General features: G+C 62.5%; 15 protein-coding genes and 1 tRNA gene. 11 read left to right on the plus strand and 5 right to left on the minus strand.

The genetic code is table 11. The features are described 5' to 3' along the window. Window positions 1-4 precede the first annotated feature (4 nt). The 6 genes from VKS22_03380 (at window position 5) to dnaB (ending at window position 8,199) form a co-directional block, all read left to right on the plus strand. On the plus strand, window positions 5-2,773 hold the full coding sequence (locus VKS22_03380) for a UPF0182 family protein (protein ID HLW69645.1): 2,769 nt from the start codon (window positions 5-7) through the stop codon (window positions 2,771-2,773). 24 nt (window positions 2,774-2,797) lie between these two features. Further along, the gene (locus tag VKS22_03385; protein HLW69646.1) at window positions 2,798-4,426 is read left to right on the plus strand and encodes an ATP-binding protein; all 1,629 of its coding nucleotides are present in this window, start codon (window positions 2,798-2,800) and stop codon (window positions 4,424-4,426) included. Continuing rightward, window positions 4,426-5,085 carry a response regulator transcription factor gene (locus tag VKS22_03390; GenBank protein ID HLW69647.1) on the plus strand — a complete coding sequence of 220 codons (660 nt, stop codon included), beginning with the start codon at window positions 4,426-4,428 and terminating at the stop codon, window positions 5,083-5,085. Before VKS22_03385 ends, VKS22_03390 begins: the two co-directional genes overlap by 1 nt. A 73-nt stretch (window positions 5,086-5,158) precedes the next feature. Further along, window positions 5,159-5,836, plus strand: coding sequence for a nitroreductase family protein (locus tag VKS22_03395; GenBank protein ID HLW69648.1), 678 nt, complete (start codon window positions 5,159-5,161; stop codon window positions 5,834-5,836). A gap of 61 nt (window positions 5,837-5,897) precedes the next feature. Continuing rightward, the gene (locus VKS22_03400; GenBank protein ID HLW69649.1) at window positions 5,898-6,572 is read left to right on the plus strand and encodes a rhomboid family intramembrane serine protease; all 675 of its coding nucleotides are present in this window, start codon (window positions 5,898-5,900) and stop codon (window positions 6,570-6,572) included. Between the two features lie 247 nt (window positions 6,573-6,819). After that, window positions 6,820-8,199, plus strand: coding sequence for a replicative DNA helicase (gene dnaB / locus VKS22_03405; protein HLW69650.1), 1,380 nt, complete (start codon window positions 6,820-6,822; stop codon window positions 8,197-8,199). 90 nt (window positions 8,200-8,289) lie between these two features. Here the strand turns inward: dnaB and VKS22_03410 are convergent, their stop codons facing one another. The 4 genes from VKS22_03410 to VKS22_03425 all read right to left on the minus strand — a co-directional run bounded on the left by VKS22_03410 (window position 8,290) and on the right by VKS22_03425 (window position 11,674). After that, window positions 8,290-8,814: a GNAT family N-acetyltransferase gene (locus VKS22_03410; GenBank protein ID HLW69651.1), complete on the minus strand. Its 525-nt coding sequence runs from the start codon at window positions 8,812-8,814 to the stop codon at window positions 8,290-8,292. A gap of 80 nt (window positions 8,815-8,894) precedes the next feature. After that, a complete protein-coding gene (gene hrcA, locus VKS22_03415; protein ID HLW69652.1) occupies window positions 8,895-9,929 on the minus strand; it encodes a heat-inducible transcriptional repressor HrcA in 1,035 nt (344 codons plus the stop codon). 219 nt (window positions 9,930-10,148) lie between these two features. Then, a complete protein-coding gene (locus VKS22_03420; protein HLW69653.1) occupies window positions 10,149-11,453 on the minus strand; it encodes a cytochrome P450 in 1,305 nt (434 codons plus the stop codon). A gap of 14 nt (window positions 11,454-11,467) precedes the next feature. Beyond that, window positions 11,468-11,674 (minus strand): ferredoxin, encoded by a 207-nt coding sequence (locus VKS22_03425; GenBank protein HLW69654.1) that lies wholly within the window; start codon window positions 11,672-11,674, stop codon window positions 11,468-11,470. 485 nt (window positions 11,675-12,159) lie between these two features. On the opposite strand from VKS22_03425, the gene VKS22_03430 reads away from it, so the two are divergent. The 5 genes from VKS22_03430 (at window position 12,160) to VKS22_03450 (ending at window position 15,686) form a co-directional block, all read left to right on the plus strand. Continuing rightward, window positions 12,160-12,237 (plus strand) — tRNA-Asp (locus VKS22_03430). Window positions 12,238-12,296: 59 nt separating this feature from the next. Then, the gene (rplM, locus tag VKS22_03435; protein ID HLW69655.1) at window positions 12,297-12,737 is read left to right on the plus strand and encodes a 50S ribosomal protein L13; all 441 of its coding nucleotides are present in this window, start codon (window positions 12,297-12,299) and stop codon (window positions 12,735-12,737) included. Between the two features lie 43 nt (window positions 12,738-12,780). Then, entirely contained in the window at window positions 12,781-13,179 is a 399-nt protein-coding gene (gene rpsI / locus VKS22_03440) for a 30S ribosomal protein S9 (protein ID HLW69656.1), read from the plus strand. A 278-nt stretch (window positions 13,180-13,457) separates the two neighbouring features. Next, on the plus strand, window positions 13,458-14,513 hold the full coding sequence (argC, locus tag VKS22_03445; GenBank protein HLW69657.1) for an N-acetyl-gamma-glutamyl-phosphate reductase: 1,056 nt from the start codon (window positions 13,458-13,460) through the stop codon (window positions 14,511-14,513). A gap of 249 nt (window positions 14,514-14,762) precedes the next feature. Next, on the plus strand, window positions 14,763-15,686 hold the full coding sequence (locus tag VKS22_03450) for a hypothetical protein (protein ID HLW69658.1): 924 nt from the start codon (window positions 14,763-14,765) through the stop codon (window positions 15,684-15,686). Window positions 15,687-15,764: 78 nt separating this feature from the next. Here the strand turns inward: VKS22_03450 and VKS22_03455 are convergent, their stop codons facing one another. Further along, entirely contained in the window at window positions 15,765-16,787 is a 1,023-nt protein-coding gene (locus VKS22_03455; GenBank protein HLW69659.1) for an LLM class F420-dependent oxidoreductase, read from the minus strand. Window positions 16,788-16,807: the final 20 nt, after the last annotated feature.

A 16,807-nucleotide genomic window follows, 5' to 3' on the forward strand; every position in this document is an offset into this window, starting at 1 on the left:
ATCGATGCGCTCCCGTTCATTCCTGATCAGCCTGGCGGCGATTATAATCGCCGCGCTTATCACGCTAAGCCTCACCGCGAGCCTGCTCGTCGATTATCTGTGGTTCGGCGCGCTGGGCTTTCGCGGCGTCTTCACGACGACGCTGATAGCACAGGCGGCAATTTTCGCCGCAGTATGGGCGATCACGTTTCTGGCGATTGGCGCCAGCGGACTCCTCGCGCTGCGGCTCAGCCGCGATCGTGAACGCCTGCGCGTCGTACGCCGCAATCCGGAAGTAACCGAAGTCAATCTGCCGGAACTGATTCGCTCGCTGAGCGATCGCGTTCCGTGGAAGGTGCTGATTCTCGGCGTTGCCGCAGTGCTGGGGTTCTTCGTCGCGCAGTCCGAGGCCTCGAGCTGGGATGTCTATTTGAAGGGCCTGCTGGGCGTGCCCTTCGGCGTCAAGGAACCGGCCTTCGGGCTCGACATCAGCTTTTTCGTCTTTGCGCTGCCGCTGCTCGAGGAGCTGCGCGATCTTTTCCTGACCGTTCTGGTCCTGGCCAGTATCGTGACCGCGGCAATTTACTGGGTGCGCGGTTCGCTGGATTTTCGTGAATCGCCGCCCCAGATCTCGCCGTCGTGCGCCGCGCATTTTTCAGTCCTGCTGGGAATTTTCTTTCTGCAACGCGCCTTTGGCTATTGGCTGGCGCGCTACGCGCTGACGCTGCACTCCAACGATATCGTCTTCGGCCTGCGCTACGTCGATGACGTTTTATGGAAGCCGGCTTTGTGGGTGCTTGTGGTGCTGGCGGTCGCCGCAGCCGCGATCTGTATCGCGAATGCGCGCGAAGGTAATCCGCGCCAGGCCGTCGCCGCGGCGATCGTGGTGTTTGCACCGGCGATCATTCTGAACCTGATTGGACCAGTGATCGAACGCCTGCGGGTCAAGCCTGACGAGCTGCGCATCGAGCAGCCCTACATCGCGCGCAATATCAAGCTGACGCGGACGGCCTATCAGCTTGACGCCGTGGACGTTAAGCCCTTCCAGGGCTCCGGCCAACTGACCGCGGCGTCGCTCGAACGCGACGCGACCACGGTCAAGAATATCCGGCTGTGGGATCCGCGTCCGCTGATCGCGACTTATCAGCAGTTGCAGGAAATCCGCCTGTACTACAACTTTCGCGACGTCGATATCGATCGTTACTGGCTCGGCGGCGAGGAGACTCAGGTGATGCTCTCCGGCCGCGAGCTGAACCTCGAGCTGCTGCCGCAGAACGCGCAGACCTGGGTCAACCGCCATCTCAAGTTCACGCACGGCTACGGGCTCGTGATGAGCCCGGTGAACACCAAAGATCAGGAGGGGCTGCCGCAGCTCTATATCAAGAATATACCGCCGCAATCAGATATTGACCTCAAGATTTCGCAGCCCGGCATCTACTACGGCGAGTCGGCGGACAACTATGCGGTGGTGAATTCGGCGACGCCCGAATTTGACTATCCGCGCGGCAACGACAACGCGTTCGGCTACTATCATGGCAGCGGCGGGGTTCCCGTTAGCGGCTTTTTGCGCCGGCTGCTGTTCAGCTTCTACTATCGCGACGTGAACCTGCTGCTAACCGACAATATAATCGCCGACAGCAAAATCCTGTTGCGCCGCAATATCACCGATCGCATCGCAACGCTCGCGCCATTTCTGCTTCAAGACCCTGATCCCTACATGGTAGTGCATGATGGCGGGCTCTACTGGATAACTGACTGCTATACGGTGAGCGATCATTATCCCTACTCGCAGCGGAATCGCGACCAGATTAATTATATTCGAAACTCCGTGAAAGCGGTGGTGGATGCCTACACCGGCGAGACCACTTTCTATGTCTCGGATGCGGCGGATCCGATTATCCGGACCTGGCAAAAAATCTATCCTGCCATGTTCAAAACGCTGGCCGAGATGCCGCCCGAGTTGCGCGCCCATATCCGCTATCCCGAGCAGCTCTTTCTAATTCAGGCGGAGATCTACGGCACCTACCATATGACTGACCCGGCGGTTTTCTATAATCGCGAGGATGTCTGGACTTTCCCGCGCGAAAACTACTCGGACGAGACCATGCCGATGCAGCCGTATTACGTAATTATGCGGCTGCCGGGAGAGACCAAGGCTGAGTATATCTTGATGCTCCCGATGGTGCCGCAGGGGCGCGATAATATGATTTCATGGCTGGCGGCGCGCTGTGACGGCGCCGACTATGGGCATCTGTTTGAATTTGAGTTTTCCAAAGACAAATTGTTTTACGGCCCCTATCAGATTCAGGCCCGCATAAATCAGAACCCGGAAATTTCGCAGCAATACTCACTGTGGAACCAGATGGGCTCGAAAGTCCTGCTCGGCAACCTGCTGGTAATTCCGGTCGAGGACGCGCTGCTTTATGTCGAGCCGCTCTACATTCGGGCGTCGAACGGGCAACTGCCGGAATTAAAGCGCGTGATCGCTTCGTACAGCGATCGCATCGTGATGGGCGATGATCTGGAATCGACGCTGGCGAAGCTCTTCAAGGGCGAGACGCCGGCTGCGCTGAAACCGTCCGCAACAGCGCCGGCCGCAAGTGTCGCGGTCGTGAGCGGAACCGCGGCGACGGCCGGCGTTAGTGATCTGACTACCGCGACTGATCATTACCAGCACGCGCTCGACGCGCTCAAGCAGGGTGATTGGCCGCGCTTCGGAACGGAAATGCAGGCGCTGGGTGCAGTGCTGGCGCGGCCGCCGAATAGTCCAAACCCGAATAGTCCCAGCCACTAACGCATGCGCCCTTGGGGGAGGGTCGTGAAGCAAGTCCTTTCGCCCGCTGCCGCAACTGCGCCGCCGCACGACAATCTCGCCGGTGATGCGCCGCAACTCAGCGTGGGGCTGCAGCAGCTCGCCGCCAATGCGCGAGCGGCGTGCGACGGCGTCGCTTGTGTAATCGCGTGGCGGCGCGCGATTGACGCGGGGATAGTGCAGGCGGCGGATCAGATCTTTGCGCGGGCGGCTCTGAATTCACTGTTGGCGCTGGTCGCGCGTCAAAGCGAGCATCTTCCAGCGCACGCAATCGTCAAACTTGAGCCCGGCCAGCTTGCAGCAATCGCGAAGGCGCGACTGGCTGACGATTGCGCGCTCCAGGGATTCGCACTGTCGAGCACTCCGATTACGACGATCGCGCTTGTGCCGGTGGGCCGGCGCGCTGCCGACGTTGCGGCGCTCGCGCGGCTGGTCTACGACCGGGCACGCGAGATCCTCGCCATGGACGAGCTCGCGACGTCGCGGGCCTTCTGGCAAAAGCAGGCGTCGGCAAGCGGCGAGCGGCTCGCGGCGGCACAGGATGAGCTGACGGCGATCGCGGCAGAGCGCGCGGCGCTTCAAGGGATAGTCGCCGACTGCCTGAAGCTGCCGCCGCAACGCCGTTTCGCCGGTTTGGGAGAGCGGGTCGCGCGCTTCGGCTCGTTTGGCTCGTGGCTGGTTGCAGCCGTAATCGAGGGCGAACTACGCGTGGCCGCCGCTTCAACGGCGTTGACGCGGATCACGGCTCTCGGCGCGAACAGCGCACTCGCCGAGTGCCTCCGCCGTAACGTTGTCACCGTCCGCGAGCGCGACGCCGGCTCTGCGCCTCCTGTCGAAGAAGATCGGATATTTTCAGCTTTTCCTGTGTACGTCTGCGTCCCGCTCTCCAAAGGCGCAATTGCTCTGGCGGCAAGCGGCGCGATCGCGCCGACAGTGCTCGCAAGCCTCGAACGGCTGGGGCTTGCGCTCGGCCCGATCGTCGAGCGATGGCTGGCGGAGCAGGAAGCTGCGCGATTGCAAAGCCTGGTGCGCAGCCTCGGGATGCGGATGTTCAGCGCGATCGATGGCGAGCGTGCGCGGATCGCGCGCGATCTGCACGACCATCTGGCGCAGTTGCTGACGGCGGCGCGGCTCGCGCTAACCGCCGATCCGCAACAAGCGCGCGAGGTCTTGAAGCAGCTCGACGAGGCGCTGCGCCTGCGCGTGCGGGAGTTGCGGCCGGCCGCGTTGGGCCGCTCGACGCTCCGCGAGGCGATCGGCTTCGAAATCCATCGTCTGGCCGAGGCCGGTATTAAGGCGCGCCTGCTCCATCCGGAATGGACCAAAACTATTCCGCGACCGCTTCAGGAGCTATGTTACCAGGTGGCGCGAGAGGCGATTTCAAACGTGATACGCCATTCAGGGGCGACCCGCGCCGAAATCAGTACGGAACGCCGGGGCGGCCGGATCTTCCTGCGGATCGACGATAACGGCCGGGGCATCGCGGCGCGCAAAGCCCTGACGCTGAAGGTGGATGGCAACGTCGGGATGGGGCTGGCCGGAATGAGCGAGCGGCTCAAGCTGATGGGCGGTGCGCTCAGGCTCGAACGGCTCGGCGGCGTCACGCGGCTTACTGCGGAGGTGCCGGAGCGCTGATGGGGGAAGAACTTAAAGGGCTGCGCGTGATGATCGTTGACGATCATCACATCGTGCGGGCGGCGCTGCGCCTACTGCTCGAGCAGTCCGGCTGCGAGGTCGTCGCCGAGGCGGCCGATGCGCAGACGGCTTTGGCGCTCGCGCCGAAGACCCGGCCCCGCGTCGTCATGATGGACCTCGAGATGCCGGGGATGGATGGAATTGCCGCGACGCGCCGGCTGCGGCAGGCGGCGCCCAACGCCAAGGTAATTCTCCTGTCGGCCTATGACGAGGAAAAGGACGTGGTTGAAGCGTTGACCGCCGCGGGCGCGGCGGGTTATTTGCTGAAGTCCGACGCCCCCGACGAATTGCTCAGCGCGGTGCGCGCGGTCAGTGCGGGCGGGCGCTACATGAGTCCCTCAGTTGCGCCGCTGCTGCTGCGGCGGATCAGTGACCCGGCGCCCAGTCCCGACGGTGAGCCCCGGCTGACGAACCGCGAACGCGACGTCCTGCGGCTGGTCGGTCACGGCGCGACCAGCAAGGAGATCGCGGCGCAGCTCGGGATAAGTCCCAAGACCGCCCAGGTGCATCGCGACAATCTCAAAGGCAAACTCAACTTACGCACCACCGCCGACCTGGTGCGTTACGCGATCCAGCACAAAATCGTTAAGCTGCGGTAGCGTGCTTGCGGATAATGAGCGCGCCGTTAATGCTGCAAAAAATTTGTGAAAACTGACGACAGGAGGGCGAGCTATGGCGGAAATGGCGTTGTTTGATGCGATCTATTCGGCGGGCGCGATCAGAAAATTCCGGCCCGATCCGGTGCCCGACGAAATCATCACCAAGGTGCTCGACGCCGCGATCCGGGCGCCGTCGGGCAGCAACACCCAGGCGTGGCTCTTCGTCGTGGTCAAGGACGCGGAAAAACGCCGCCGACTCGGCGCAGTGTACAAGAAAACTTCAGACATCCTCATGAAGCTTTACGCCGGGATGCCGCGTCCCGAACATATTGACGAGAAGAAATACGAACGCTTCATGCAGGCCGTCATGCATCTGTTCGACCATATGGGCGAGGTACCGGTGCTGCTCGTGCCGTGCCTGAGAGCCTCGATGTGGAGCGGGGCTGCGGCCCTGCCGGACGACCTCAAGACGCGGATGGCGGGGCTGGGGCGAATCGCCGGCTCGAGCATTTATCCCGCGGTGCAAAACATCATCCTGGCCTGCCGCGCCTTCGGTCTCGGCACCACGCTGACGACGATTCATGCCTTCTACGAAGACGAAGTGCGCGCGATCCTGAATCTCCCGGCGGAGGTGCAAACCTACGCGCTGATGCCGATCGGCTATCCGCAGGGCCATCACTACCGGGTGCAGCGCAAGCCGGTGAGCGAGGTGGCCTGTCTCGACAGCTACGGCAAGCCCTGGCCCGCGTAACGATCCATTAAAAGCCGGGCCGCGCGTTTTGCGACGGTGGCCCGGCTTGATATCGCGCCGGATGATCCCGATTCGCGACAGCGAGGCCGTCCGGCGCTTCAGCCCGGTCAACACCCTATTGATCGTGGCGAACGTCGCGATATTCGCCTACGGGCGCTGGGAAACGAGGTCCAGCGGCGCGGACCTTGTGCGTTTCGCGATGGTGCCTGCGCTGGTGAGCCAGCCGCATCCGCTAGGACTCGAGGCAAGCATTCTCGCGACTTTGGTGACGTCGCAATTTCTTCATGCCGGGCCGCTCCATCTCGCCGGCAACATGCTTTATCTCCTGATCTTCGGTCCGGCGGTCGAGGCGCGAATGGGCCATCGGCGATTTCTCGGCTTCTACCCGATTGCCGGAGTCGCCGCCGGACTCGCGACAGTCGCGATGGCGCCGTCGTCGCCGGTCGCAGTCGTGGGGGCAAGCGGGGCGATCGCGGGCGTGCTGGGGGCGTACTTTTCACTCTTTCCGCGCGGGCGGATCACGACCTTCATTTTCATCCGCACAATCCGGATTCCGGCGATCGTCTATCTGCTGGCCTGGTTTGCGATCCAGCTTTATTCCGGAGTGGCAAGCAGCGCGCCCGGTCCGATGTTCGGCGGGGTCGCCTGGTGGGCGCACGTCGGCGGCTTTCTTTTTGGCGTGGCGGCGGGCCCGATCCTCGCGCGCCCGATAGCTCCCGCGCGCCGGCGACGATGAGATTTCCACAACTCGCGCCGGCGGCTGGCGTTCGCGAGAAGAAATGCTTGGCTCGGATGCGGGGGAATCCACAGGATTGAGCAAAATTGTGTGTATAGACTCTGCGCGCATAGTGGATTGACGGTGGACGCGCGGCGGATAACATAAAAATGTTCAATTCCGGAAGGGGCTTCGCGCCGCGGCGCGGTCCGCGCTTTCGGTCTTGGTCCGGTTTCGTGTATCCCGGAGCATCGGAGCGAGGTGGTTGATGGCGGCGGCGGCGGACGACATTCTGAGACGGGTTCCACCACAGAATCTTGAGGCTGAGCAATCCGTGCTGGGCGCGGTCCTGCTCGACAACGACGCGATCAACCAGACGATCGAAATCCTGGTCGCGGATGATTTCTATCGCGAGTCTCATCGCGAGATCTTCCGCGCGATGGTCGCGCTGGTCGAACGCAACCAGCCGGTCGATGCGATCACACTGACCGAGGCGCTGCGTACGCGCGGCGTGCTTGAGGGGATTGGCGGGCCGGGTTATATTGCCGAGCTGGCGGCTGGCGTGCCGACCGCCGCCAACGTCGCCCATTATGCGCGGATCGTGCGCGAAAAGGCCGTCCTGCGCAGCCTCGCCTCGACCGCGACCGAGATCGCCTCGGGCGCTTACGACGCCCCCACTGATGTCGATCAGTATCTAGACGGCGCCGAGCATCGGATCTTCGAAATTTCCGAGCGGCGCATCCGCCAGGCCTTCTTCACGATGCAGGAGGTCACCAAGGCCTCGATCGCGCTGCTCGAACGGCTCTACGAACGCAAGGAGCTGGTGACTGGGGTGCCGACTGGCTTCACCGACCTCGACCGGCTGACCGCGGGCTTGCAGCCGGCCGACCTCGTGATTATCGCGGCGCGCCCGAGCATGGGCAAAACTGCGCTCGCGCTGAATCTCGCGACCTACGCGGCGACCGAGGCCGACCCCCCCGTCGGCGTCGCGTTTTTTTCCCTCGAAATGTCGAAAGAGCAGCTCGCCTTGCGGATGCTCTGCGCAGAAGCGCGGGTCGACAGCTCGAAGGCCCGCGCCGGCTTTCTCGGCGAGCGGGACTTCCCCAAGCTCGCGCAGGCCGCGGCGCGGCTGTCGGAGGCGCCGATCTATATCGACGATAATTCCGACACCTCACCGCTGGTGCTCAAGGCCAAATGCCGGCGCCTGATGCGCGAGCGCAACTCGAATCTTGGCCTGATCATCGTCGATTACATGCAATTGATGCGCTCGGCGCGTCCCGGTGAATCGCGCGAAAAGGAGATCGCCGAAATTTCGCGCTCGCTCAAGGCGCTGGCCAAGGAGCTGCGCGTGCCGGTGATCGCGCTCTCCCAGCTCAACCGCCAGGTCGAGACCCGCCCGGATCGCCGGCCGCTACTCGCCGACCTGCGTGAGTCGGGCGCGATCGAGCAGGACGCCGACGTCATCGCCTTCATCTATCGCGACGAGATGTACCATCGCGACAGCAAGGAGCCCGGGGTTGCCGAGGTGATCATTGCGAAGCAACGCAACGGCCCCACCGGCACTGCGAAGTTGACCTATCTGAGCCAGTACACGCGCTTCGAGAACTACGCGCCCGAAGCAGACGTCTACGGCGACGCCGAGGGCTAGCACTAGCGGAGCGCAGTTGCCGTGCGGAGCGAGCACAGGGGGCGGCCGAGTCCGCGAGGCGCGGCCAAGGTCAGGAATCTGCAAGTTGCGTCAAGCTTTCAAATCAATGGAGTCTGGCGCACGCCCCGGTTGGTGTTTAACATCACGCGACATCGCGACGCGGTCGAGCCGCGTGAACCCGATCTTCTGGTAGAACGCCTGAGCAGCCGTGTTGGCGGTCTCGACCTGGAGTTCGACCGTGCCGATTCCGCGTTTCCGGCAATAGTCATCGACGAAGTCGAGCGCCCGGCGGCCAAGGCCGCCCCCGCGGAAGTTGGCGTGGATAAAGAGATCGGTAACGATACCTTCGAGGCCATTAAATTCGAGGTCGTAGTTGAATGTCAGCACGACATAGCCGACCGCGCGGGCGCCGTCGAGCATGATCCAGACCCGGCCGAGCGCGGGACTGCACAAGAGCCGTTCAAGCGCGGGCTTCATCGTGCGCGGATTGAAGCGGATGTGATCGAAACGATAATAAGCGCGAATCAGCGGGATCAGGCTCGGTAGATCGGCGGGCCGCGCCGCGCGGATTACGACTGCGTCGGAACCGGCGCCTTGGCGATCGAGCTTTTTCATAGACATTTAGGACTGTCGGCGACGACGCGATATTCCCGCAGGATTGAGAAGAGAGGAGCTAAGTCGCGGGCGGCGTAGATTCAGTGATCGAGGACGCGCGAGAGCGCTTTCGCTGTGTAGGTGACGAGCGGAATCACGCGCTCGTAATCCATCCGCGTCGGGCCGAGGACGGCCAGGCTGCCGAGCGGGGTCGTACCGCTGGCGTAAGAGGCGGCAATCACGCTGAAGCCGGCGAGCCGCGCGTCGACGTTTTCCGCGCCGATCGAGACGATCGCCCCACTCTGCCGCAGCGTCCGCTCGAGCAGGTCGAGCAGCGCGGTCTTGTCCTCGAGGGCCCGCAAGAGCTCGCGCAGCTTGTCGCGGTCGGCAAACTCGGGTTGCTCGAGGGCTTTGAGGCTGCCCTCGACATACACTTCCGCGGTGGCGCCGATCCGCGTGACCGCGCCGCCAAGGGTCAGCGCCGCGCGCATGAAACGGTCGTAATTGGCGCGGTCCTCGCGCAGGCTCTTCTCGATCCATTCGCGCGCCTGTTCAAGCGTGCGTCCGGCCAGCGACTCGTTCAGATACGCCGCCATCCGGTCGAGTTCCGCCTGCTGATAATCCTGGTCGGCGGCGACAAGCCGATTCTCGATAGGCCCGGCGGCCGCGACGAAAACCGCGAGCACCTGCCGCTCGCGCAGCCGGATAAACTGCACCCGCTCGATCGTGACCGCGAGCGGACGCGGCGCCGTCACCAGCGCGGCCTGCCCGGTCATCAGCGCGAGCAGCCGCGAGGTATCGCGAATGACGCCGTTGAGGTCGAGCGGCGGTGCCGAATAATGCAGCTCGATCTGCGCGCGATCGCTGAACGGAATCGGCGCGGCCAGATGATCGACGTAATAGCGGAAGGCGCGTTCGGTCGGGATGCGGCCGGCCGAGGTATGGGGCTGGGTCAGAAAGCCCGCCTCTTCGAGCTCGCCCATCAGGTTACGCACCATCGCGGCGCGCACGCCGAGCGAGCGATGCTGCGCCAGATGTTGCGAGCCGACCGGCTCGGCGCTCGCGATAAACTCCTCCACCGCCGCCAGCAAGAGCGCGTGTTGGCGTTGGCTGAGCTCCTTGCTGCTGCTTTCCATCGGCGTAGGTCGTTACCGGCCGCGCGATGCTGCCGCGATGATCCAGCATCGGTCTGGCCCTCAGTGATTGTCGTATATGGAGCGACAGTGACACAAGGGCAATCGTTCACTAGCCCCGGTGACGCCCAAGAATTCGCTCGCGATGACGCCGCGGGATGGCGGCTTGCGTACGCGGCCGCGCCCCTGCGTTAGCCGCAGTCTGCGAACTCCAGCGTCGATTTAGTTGAACGCTTCTTTGCCCGCCGCGTGGTCCAACCAGGTGCGCACGCCTTCGTTGAGCGGCTCGCTGCTCAGCGGTTCGCCCGGCTCGAAGACGATCGGCACGGTGCCCATGCCGGCGACTTGACCCGCAGCCCACTCTGATGGCTGCGATCGATCCAACTCGAACTCGGGAATCCGCTTAAGAAATTCCTCGAGCACGATTTTGGACTCTACCCGCAGGACGTGCGCGCCCAGGCATCGATGGATTCCAGTCCCAAGGCCGAGATGCTTGTTCGGGCTGCGATCGGCGATAAGCGTATCGGGATACGGAAAGACGCGCGGGTCGCGATTCGCAATCGGCGCCATGAGCATCGCGTATTGGCCGGCCTTCATTGGCACGTCAGCTATCGTAACGTCTTCCTTGATCAGGCGGCCGACCGAAGCCGGCGCATAGTAGCGCAGGAACTCGTCGATGGCGGTCGGGATGACGCGCGGATCGCGGGTGAGGCGATGGCGCAGTTCGAGGTCCCAGGCGAGGCGCCATAACGCCGTCGCGATAAGCTTGCTGGTGTTGTCGATACCGCCGAGGAGCAGCGTGGTGCAGAAGCCGAGGAGCTCGGTCTGGTTGAGGTAGTCGCCGTCAATCTTGGCCTGCACGACGCGTGAGAGGACGTCCTCGCCCGGATTGGCGCGCCGATCTTCGATCACTTTTTCGAAGTAGGCGTACATCTCCTTGATCTTGACGCCAGCGGCTTCGGGATCGGTGAAACTGCCGTGCGAAAGCGCCCACGTCCAACTGAAGAAGCGCGGTCCAAGCTCAGCCGGTAGGCCCATAATGACTGCAGTCAGGATCGCTGGAACCGGATTGCCGATGATCTTGGCGACGTCGGCACTGCCGCTTTGAATGATACCGTCGATCAGACTGTTGACGTTGTCGCGCAGCAGGCGGGTGAAATCGACTACTTTCCCGGGCGAGAAAGGTTCGTTGACCAGCAGGCGCGCGCGCTTGTGCGCGGGATCGTCCTGACCCGCCAGCATCAGCGGTTCGTTCACCCCATAGCTGGGGAAGGTGACCGCATCATTGGAGAATGCGGTCGTGTTGTGCATCGCGTCGAGCACTTCCGGGTAACCGGTGATCACCCAGAAGCCGTTGTAAGCCTCGCTCCAGCCAATCGGCCGGTTGGCTTCAACGCTCTCATCGCGCAGCGCCTCGTAAAATGCGTTCGGCGTGCCATCGGGCCCGATCGGCGGATGGATATGATCGAAATTGGAGTACAAGCTGTGGCCGTTTGCGCCGGCCGCGATCGCAGTCGCCTCGCTCATGATTTTGTCCTCGTTTATTTTTCTTCGACGAACCTAAGGGCACCCTCGGGGCAACCGGCGACCGCATTTTTGGTTCTGCGCAAAAGATCCGGCTCGTCCGGACCGACCTCGCGCAGAATCCGAGTGCGTCCGACATCATCGCCGGGTTCGAAGACCTCGGGCGCGGCGAGGTAACACTTGCCGTGTCCGACACAAATTTCGAGGTCGACCTCTACCTTCATGGCGAACTCTCCTCAGTGCGGCGATGATTGTCGTATATGAAGCAACAGTCACACAAGGGCAATCGCTCACCACAGTGGCGACACGGCCTACCAGCAATGCTCGCTCGCCCGCTTGCTACTTCCAAGTGCTAGCGCAAGCGTGATCCAATAGGATGCGCACGGACGAAAATCTAAAAGGAGCTACATTTCGATGGCATGGAATCAGGACCTGAGCGATTTCGATGAAGCAAATAATGATCGGGTCAAAATTGAAAAGAAGCTTGCGGTCCCCTGCCGGACATGCGAGCACATTTTCGGACGGCTGCGTCTGACTTGGATTTTCTGTGTCCATTGCAACAAAGGCGTCTGTATGGGAGAGCATGGGCTACAGAAGCCAAATTCCAGAATCACCAAATGCGTGGAGCATTGGGATTGACACTCAAAACCGCCTGCCGCAAGGCGGTTGTTTCAAGCGATTGGAAACGATACAAAGTATGGTTCGCGGCGGGGTCGTAGTTCAGCCCGGTTAGAACGCCGGCCTGTCACGTCGGAAGTCGTGGGTTCAAATCCCATCGGCCCCGCCAGATTATGTCGCATCGAGTGCCCCTTACGCCTTCGATGCCAAGGTTGCGCAGAGTTGAAGCTGACCGAACAGACCAAAAGTATCTCGCATGAAAATGCGCTCAAAGGCCGCCGCTGGGTCCTGATCGATGCCGACGGGCGCGCCTTGGGACGGGTCGCGTCGCGCGCGGCCAGCGTCCTGCGCGGCAAGCATCGCCCGGATTTCACGCCGCATCAGGATGCCGGCGATTTCGTGATCATTATCAATGCAGCGCGCGTGAAGCTGACCGGCACAAAGCTCGTGGACAAGCTCTATCATCGGCACACCGATTATCCGGGCGGTCTGAAGACCACAACGGCCGGCAAGATCCTCGCGGTCAAGCCCGAGCGGCTGCTCGAAACCGCAGTGCGCGGTATGCTGCCGAAGAATCGGCTCGGACGGCGGCTCTTCACCAAGCTCAAGGTCTATCGCAGCGCGGAACATCCGCATGCGGCGCAACAACCAGAAACGATGGCGCTTTAGAACGGCGACGCCTGTCAGCAGACTTCAGTATTAGGAATCAGGGATGCCGGAAAAGAAAAATCTCATCAGAACCGTCGGGCGGCGCAAGACGGCGGTCGCCAGCGTGCGCCTCTTCCCCGGCGCGGGATCGATCACCGTCAATGCGCGGACGCTCGAAGAATACTTTCCGCGCGACACCTCGCGCATGCGCATCCTCGAAGCCTTCGAGCTGACCGAGACCAAAGGGCAGTTTGACGCGATCGTAAGCGTGCGCGGCGGCGGCATATCGGCGCAGGCCGACGCGGTTCGCCATGGGATCTCGCGCGCCCTGGTGCGGTCCTCGGAGACGCTGCGGCCGGTGCTGCGCAAGGGCGGCCTGCTCACGCGCGACCCGCGCGAGGTCGAGCGCAAGAAGTACGGTCATCACAAAGCCCGCAAGCGTCCTCAATACTCGAAGCGCTAGCGAAGGTCATCACAAGCTGGGCTGGTTCATTCGGAACGGCAGCTGTGCGAAAAATCCGGGATTCCCTTCGACAGGCTCAGGGCGGGCTTTCGCTTAGGCAGCCTTCGCTCAGTAATGACACAAAGTGGCTTAGTGCTACGGAAAGTAGCGATGTGCTTTCGCGTGGGAATGCCGCCTGTTGATAGGCTCGCGGCGGCGTAGCTGGATACCTATACGGATTGATGCTAATTTCGTTGCTCTGTCGTTAACTCTTCCCGCAGCGATAGAGGTTCCCTGAAATGGCTCCATCTGATCGGGTCAAAGTCGCGGTACTGGGTGCGTCCGGCTACTCGGGAATCGAGGCGGTGCGCATCCTCGCGAGCCATCCGTTCGTCGAGGTCGCGATGGTCACGTCGGAGCATTACGCCGGGCGCGAAGTGGCAGAGGTTTATCGCCACCTGTGCGGCATCGACCTGCCACCCTTCGAGGAGCTGCGTGACGACACGATCAAGGGCCGCGCGGAGGTGGTTATCTCGTGCCTGCCGGAGCGGATCGGCGCCCCGATTCTAGCGTCGCTGGTCGGCGCCGGCGTCAAGGTGATCGACGTTTCCGCGGATTTCCGCCTGCATGATCCGGCCGCCTATCGGCAGACCTATGGCGCCGATCATCCTGCGCCTGCGTTGCTCAAGGAGGCGGTTTACGGCCTCAGCGAATTCCATCGACGCGAGCTGCGCGAGGCCCGGCTCGTTGCGAATCCGGGCTGCTACCCGACCGGGGCGCTGCTGGGAATCATTCCGCTGATCAAGCGCGACCTAATCGACCCTTCTTCAATCGTGATCGACGCCAAATCGGGCACTACCGGGGCGCGTCGGCAGGCCGCGGTCGAGCAGCTTTTCGCCGAGGTCAACGAGAACTTCCGCGCCTACAAAGTCGGCAACCATCGTCATGTGCCGGAGATGGAGCAGGAGATCGGCGCCGCGCTCGGGCGCGAGATCACGGTGATGTTCGTGCCCCATCTGTTGCCGGTCACGCGCGGCATCCTGAGTTCGATTTTTATGCGCCCGCGCGCGGGCACCAATGAGCAGGACGTGCGCGCGGCCTTCGAGGCGAGCTTTGCGAAATCGCGCTTCCTGCGGATCCTTAAGGCGGGTGAGCTGCCCGAGCTGCGCAACGTCCGCGCGACGAATTTCTGCGAATTGTCATTCACGCTCGATCGCCGCACGCAGACGCTGTGCGTTTTCACCGCGATTGACAACCTCGGCAAGGGCGCCGCCGGTCAGGCGGTGCAGAATCTCAACCTGATGCTCGGCTATGACGAAGCGGCCGGACTGCTCGCTACCGCCCCGGTCCCTTAGTCGCAGAGACTTAAGATTCGTTCAGCTTGAATCCGACCTTTTCGGTCTAGCGGTTCCGGTTCAAGACCGGCCCGTTGCGGCGCGGGAGCATCCCGCCGAATTTGCGCGAATAAGTCCCTCTGGGCGGGCCTTTTTTCTAGTAGCAGATGCGGGCACAGTCCATGCTCCGTTATCTCCCCAGATTGCCGAACGACGTCATGTAAACGGGGCGACGACCCCATGCGTCTAGGCACAAGGAGGTCCCTGATCATGTTATCCCGTAAGCAAATCCTTTCAGCGATGGCCGGAGTAGCGATGATGGCGATGCCCGTCACCGCCTTGGCCAAGCATCGTGGAGACAACTACAATCCGCGTCCATACGCCTACCACGACCGGGGCTTTCATAACGGCTGGGCGCAGCATCGGCTAGCCACCGCCGAGCCCTCTTTCAATCCACATCGATACTATGCGGAGCCGCGAGTCGCGCCGAACTGGTATGGCCGCAACGATAATCAGGGAGCGAGGCGCTACTGGGCTGAGCCACGACCGATAGGCTGGAACAACAATCAAGAACCGCGACGCTACTGGGCGCAACCGCAACCGACCGGCTGGAACAACGGCTATCCGCCGAGTTGGAATCGCAATTATCAATGCGACGACGACGGCGACGGAGATAGCTGCCGGTGGACTAACAACTACGGCTCGCAGTACTGGCAGAACAACGGTGGTTATAATTACGGCGCGCCCTATTCCTGGTACCAGGCGCAGCCGCCAGCCAACCTCGGTATCGCTCAGCAACGCGCCTGGCTGATTAATCGTCGCCAGCGCGCGATGGGGATTATTGCCCGGATGCGCGCGCGGGGTGACAACCGCGGCGCCAATCGGATGCTCGGGGTTGTGCGTGGACTGGATCAGCGGATCGCCTCGCTCAATCGCCGGATCGGCTACAATGGCAATCCGGGTTACGCGCCGGCCGCCTACGGTCCGTCAGCTTTCGCGCCGAACGCGGCCTATGGGCAGGGCGTCAACTATCCGGCCTCCTCGCCGCTCTCCGCGCTGCTGACCGGCGCTGCGCCGTACTACGGCAACAGCAATTATGGCAACGCCAGCCAGTACTACGGCAACACGGCCTATGGCAGTCCGACCACGAATGCACTGGTCGCGGCGCTGCCGCTGCTACTCGGCGCGCATTAGAGCTAACGTCTGAACTTGGGAAAACGCCCCGCCGTACGGCGGGGCGTTTTTTTAGCGTGTCGCGACGAGATCAATTTGTCAGGAAGATTTTGCGAGCGGCCATGCCTGCGCCAGCGTCTCCATGGCGCGCAGGATACGTGTGCGCTTTTCCGTGGGGTCTTTTGCATATGAGACGAATTGCAACGCTGTCGAGGTAATGCCTGCGCGCTCGTATTCGCGCAGGCGGGCGGCGACTTTTGCCGGCGGGCCGAAGACGTAGATCGCCTCCATCATCGAGTCGGGCATCAGGGATAGCGCCTTCTTACGATCGCCCGCAGCCCAGGCGTCGAAGACCGCGCCAGCTTCATTCTCGTAACCGAGCCAGCGGAAGAATTTGTTGTACTGCGGCACCGTCACGTACGCGGTCAATTCGCGACGGAGATTCTCGCGCACAACGTTTTCATCTTCATCGATCGCGACCAAGATGCGGCAGGCAATATCGAGTGTGGTGGTGTCGCGGCCGGCCTTGCGCGCGCCCTCGTGGATCGGCGCGAGCATCTTCGCGAAGGTCTCGGGCGTGATGTAGTTGACGATTACGCCGTCGCCGATTTCCGCGGCCACCCGCAGCATCTGCTCCCCTTGCGCACCGACATAGATTGGCGGCGGCGATTCAGGCCGGGCGGCCAAACGGAAGCCGTTGATGCGCACGGTCTTGCCTTCCATCGTGACTTTTTCGCCGCTGAAAGCCGCGCGGATCGCAGCGACCGTCTCGCGCAAGCGCGTCATCGGCAGCCGATACGGCACGCCCATCCAATTCTCGACAATGGTCGGCGTCGAGATGCCGACGCCGAGGATGAAGCGGCCGCCCGAGAGCTGCTGGAGGCCCGCGGCCGACAGTGCGATCAGCGCCGGCGGGCGGGTGAAAACCGGCACGATCGCGGTGCCAAGCCGCATCCGCTCGCTGATCGTCGCGGCCGCCGCGACCGGAGTAATCGCGTCGCCCTGAAAAGTCTCGTAGGTCCAGGCGTCGCTATAGCCGAGCTGTTCGGCGCGGCGCACCAGTTCACCAAAGTGGCGGCCGTGAAAGCCTTCGAGCGGAATCGTGATTCCCAAGCGCATCATATAGATCAACCTCGATTTTT

This window comes from Candidatus Binataceae bacterium, assembly GCA_035308025.1.
Taxonomy (GTDB): domain Bacteria; phylum Desulfobacterota; class Binatia; order Binatales; family Binataceae; genus JAJPHI01.

What these genes read in the sequence shown, in the direction of transcription:
- VKS22_03380 (HLW69645.1), top strand. Translation starts at nt 5, where the DNA reads ATGCGCTCCCGTTCATTCCTGATCAGCCTGGCGGCGATTATAATCGCC.
- VKS22_03390 (HLW69647.1), top strand. Translation starts at nt 4,426, where the DNA reads ATGGGGGAAGAACTTAAAGGGCTGCGCGTGATGATCGTTGACGATCAT.
- VKS22_03395 (HLW69648.1), top strand. Translation starts at nt 5,159, where the DNA reads ATGGCGGAAATGGCGTTGTTTGATGCGATCTATTCGGCGGGCGCGATC.
- VKS22_03400 (HLW69649.1), top strand. Translation starts at nt 5,898, where the DNA reads ATGATCCCGATTCGCGACAGCGAGGCCGTCCGGCGCTTCAGCCCGGTC.
- dnaB (HLW69650.1), top strand. Translation starts at nt 6,820, where the DNA reads ATGGCGGCGGCGGCGGACGACATTCTGAGACGGGTTCCACCACAGAAT.
- VKS22_03410 (HLW69651.1), bottom strand. Translation starts at nt 8,814, where the DNA reads ATGAAAAAGCTCGATCGCCAAGGCGCCGGTTCCGACGCAGTCGTAATC.
- hrcA (HLW69652.1), bottom strand. Translation starts at nt 9,929, where the DNA reads ATGGAAAGCAGCAGCAAGGAGCTCAGCCAACGCCAACACGCGCTCTTG.
- VKS22_03420 (HLW69653.1), bottom strand. Translation starts at nt 11,453, where the DNA reads ATGAGCGAGGCGACTGCGATCGCGGCCGGCGCAAACGGCCACAGCTTG.
- VKS22_03425 (HLW69654.1), bottom strand. Translation starts at nt 11,674, where the DNA reads ATGAAGGTAGAGGTCGACCTCGAAATTTGTGTCGGACACGGCAAGTGT.
- rpsI (HLW69656.1), top strand. Translation starts at nt 12,781, where the DNA reads ATGCCGGAAAAGAAAAATCTCATCAGAACCGTCGGGCGGCGCAAGACG.
- argC (HLW69657.1), top strand. Translation starts at nt 13,458, where the DNA reads ATGGCTCCATCTGATCGGGTCAAAGTCGCGGTACTGGGTGCGTCCGGC.
- VKS22_03450 (HLW69658.1), top strand. Translation starts at nt 14,763, where the DNA reads ATGTTATCCCGTAAGCAAATCCTTTCAGCGATGGCCGGAGTAGCGATG.
- VKS22_03455 (HLW69659.1), bottom strand. Translation starts at nt 16,787, where the DNA reads ATGATGCGCTTGGGAATCACGATTCCGCTCGAAGGCTTTCACGGCCGC.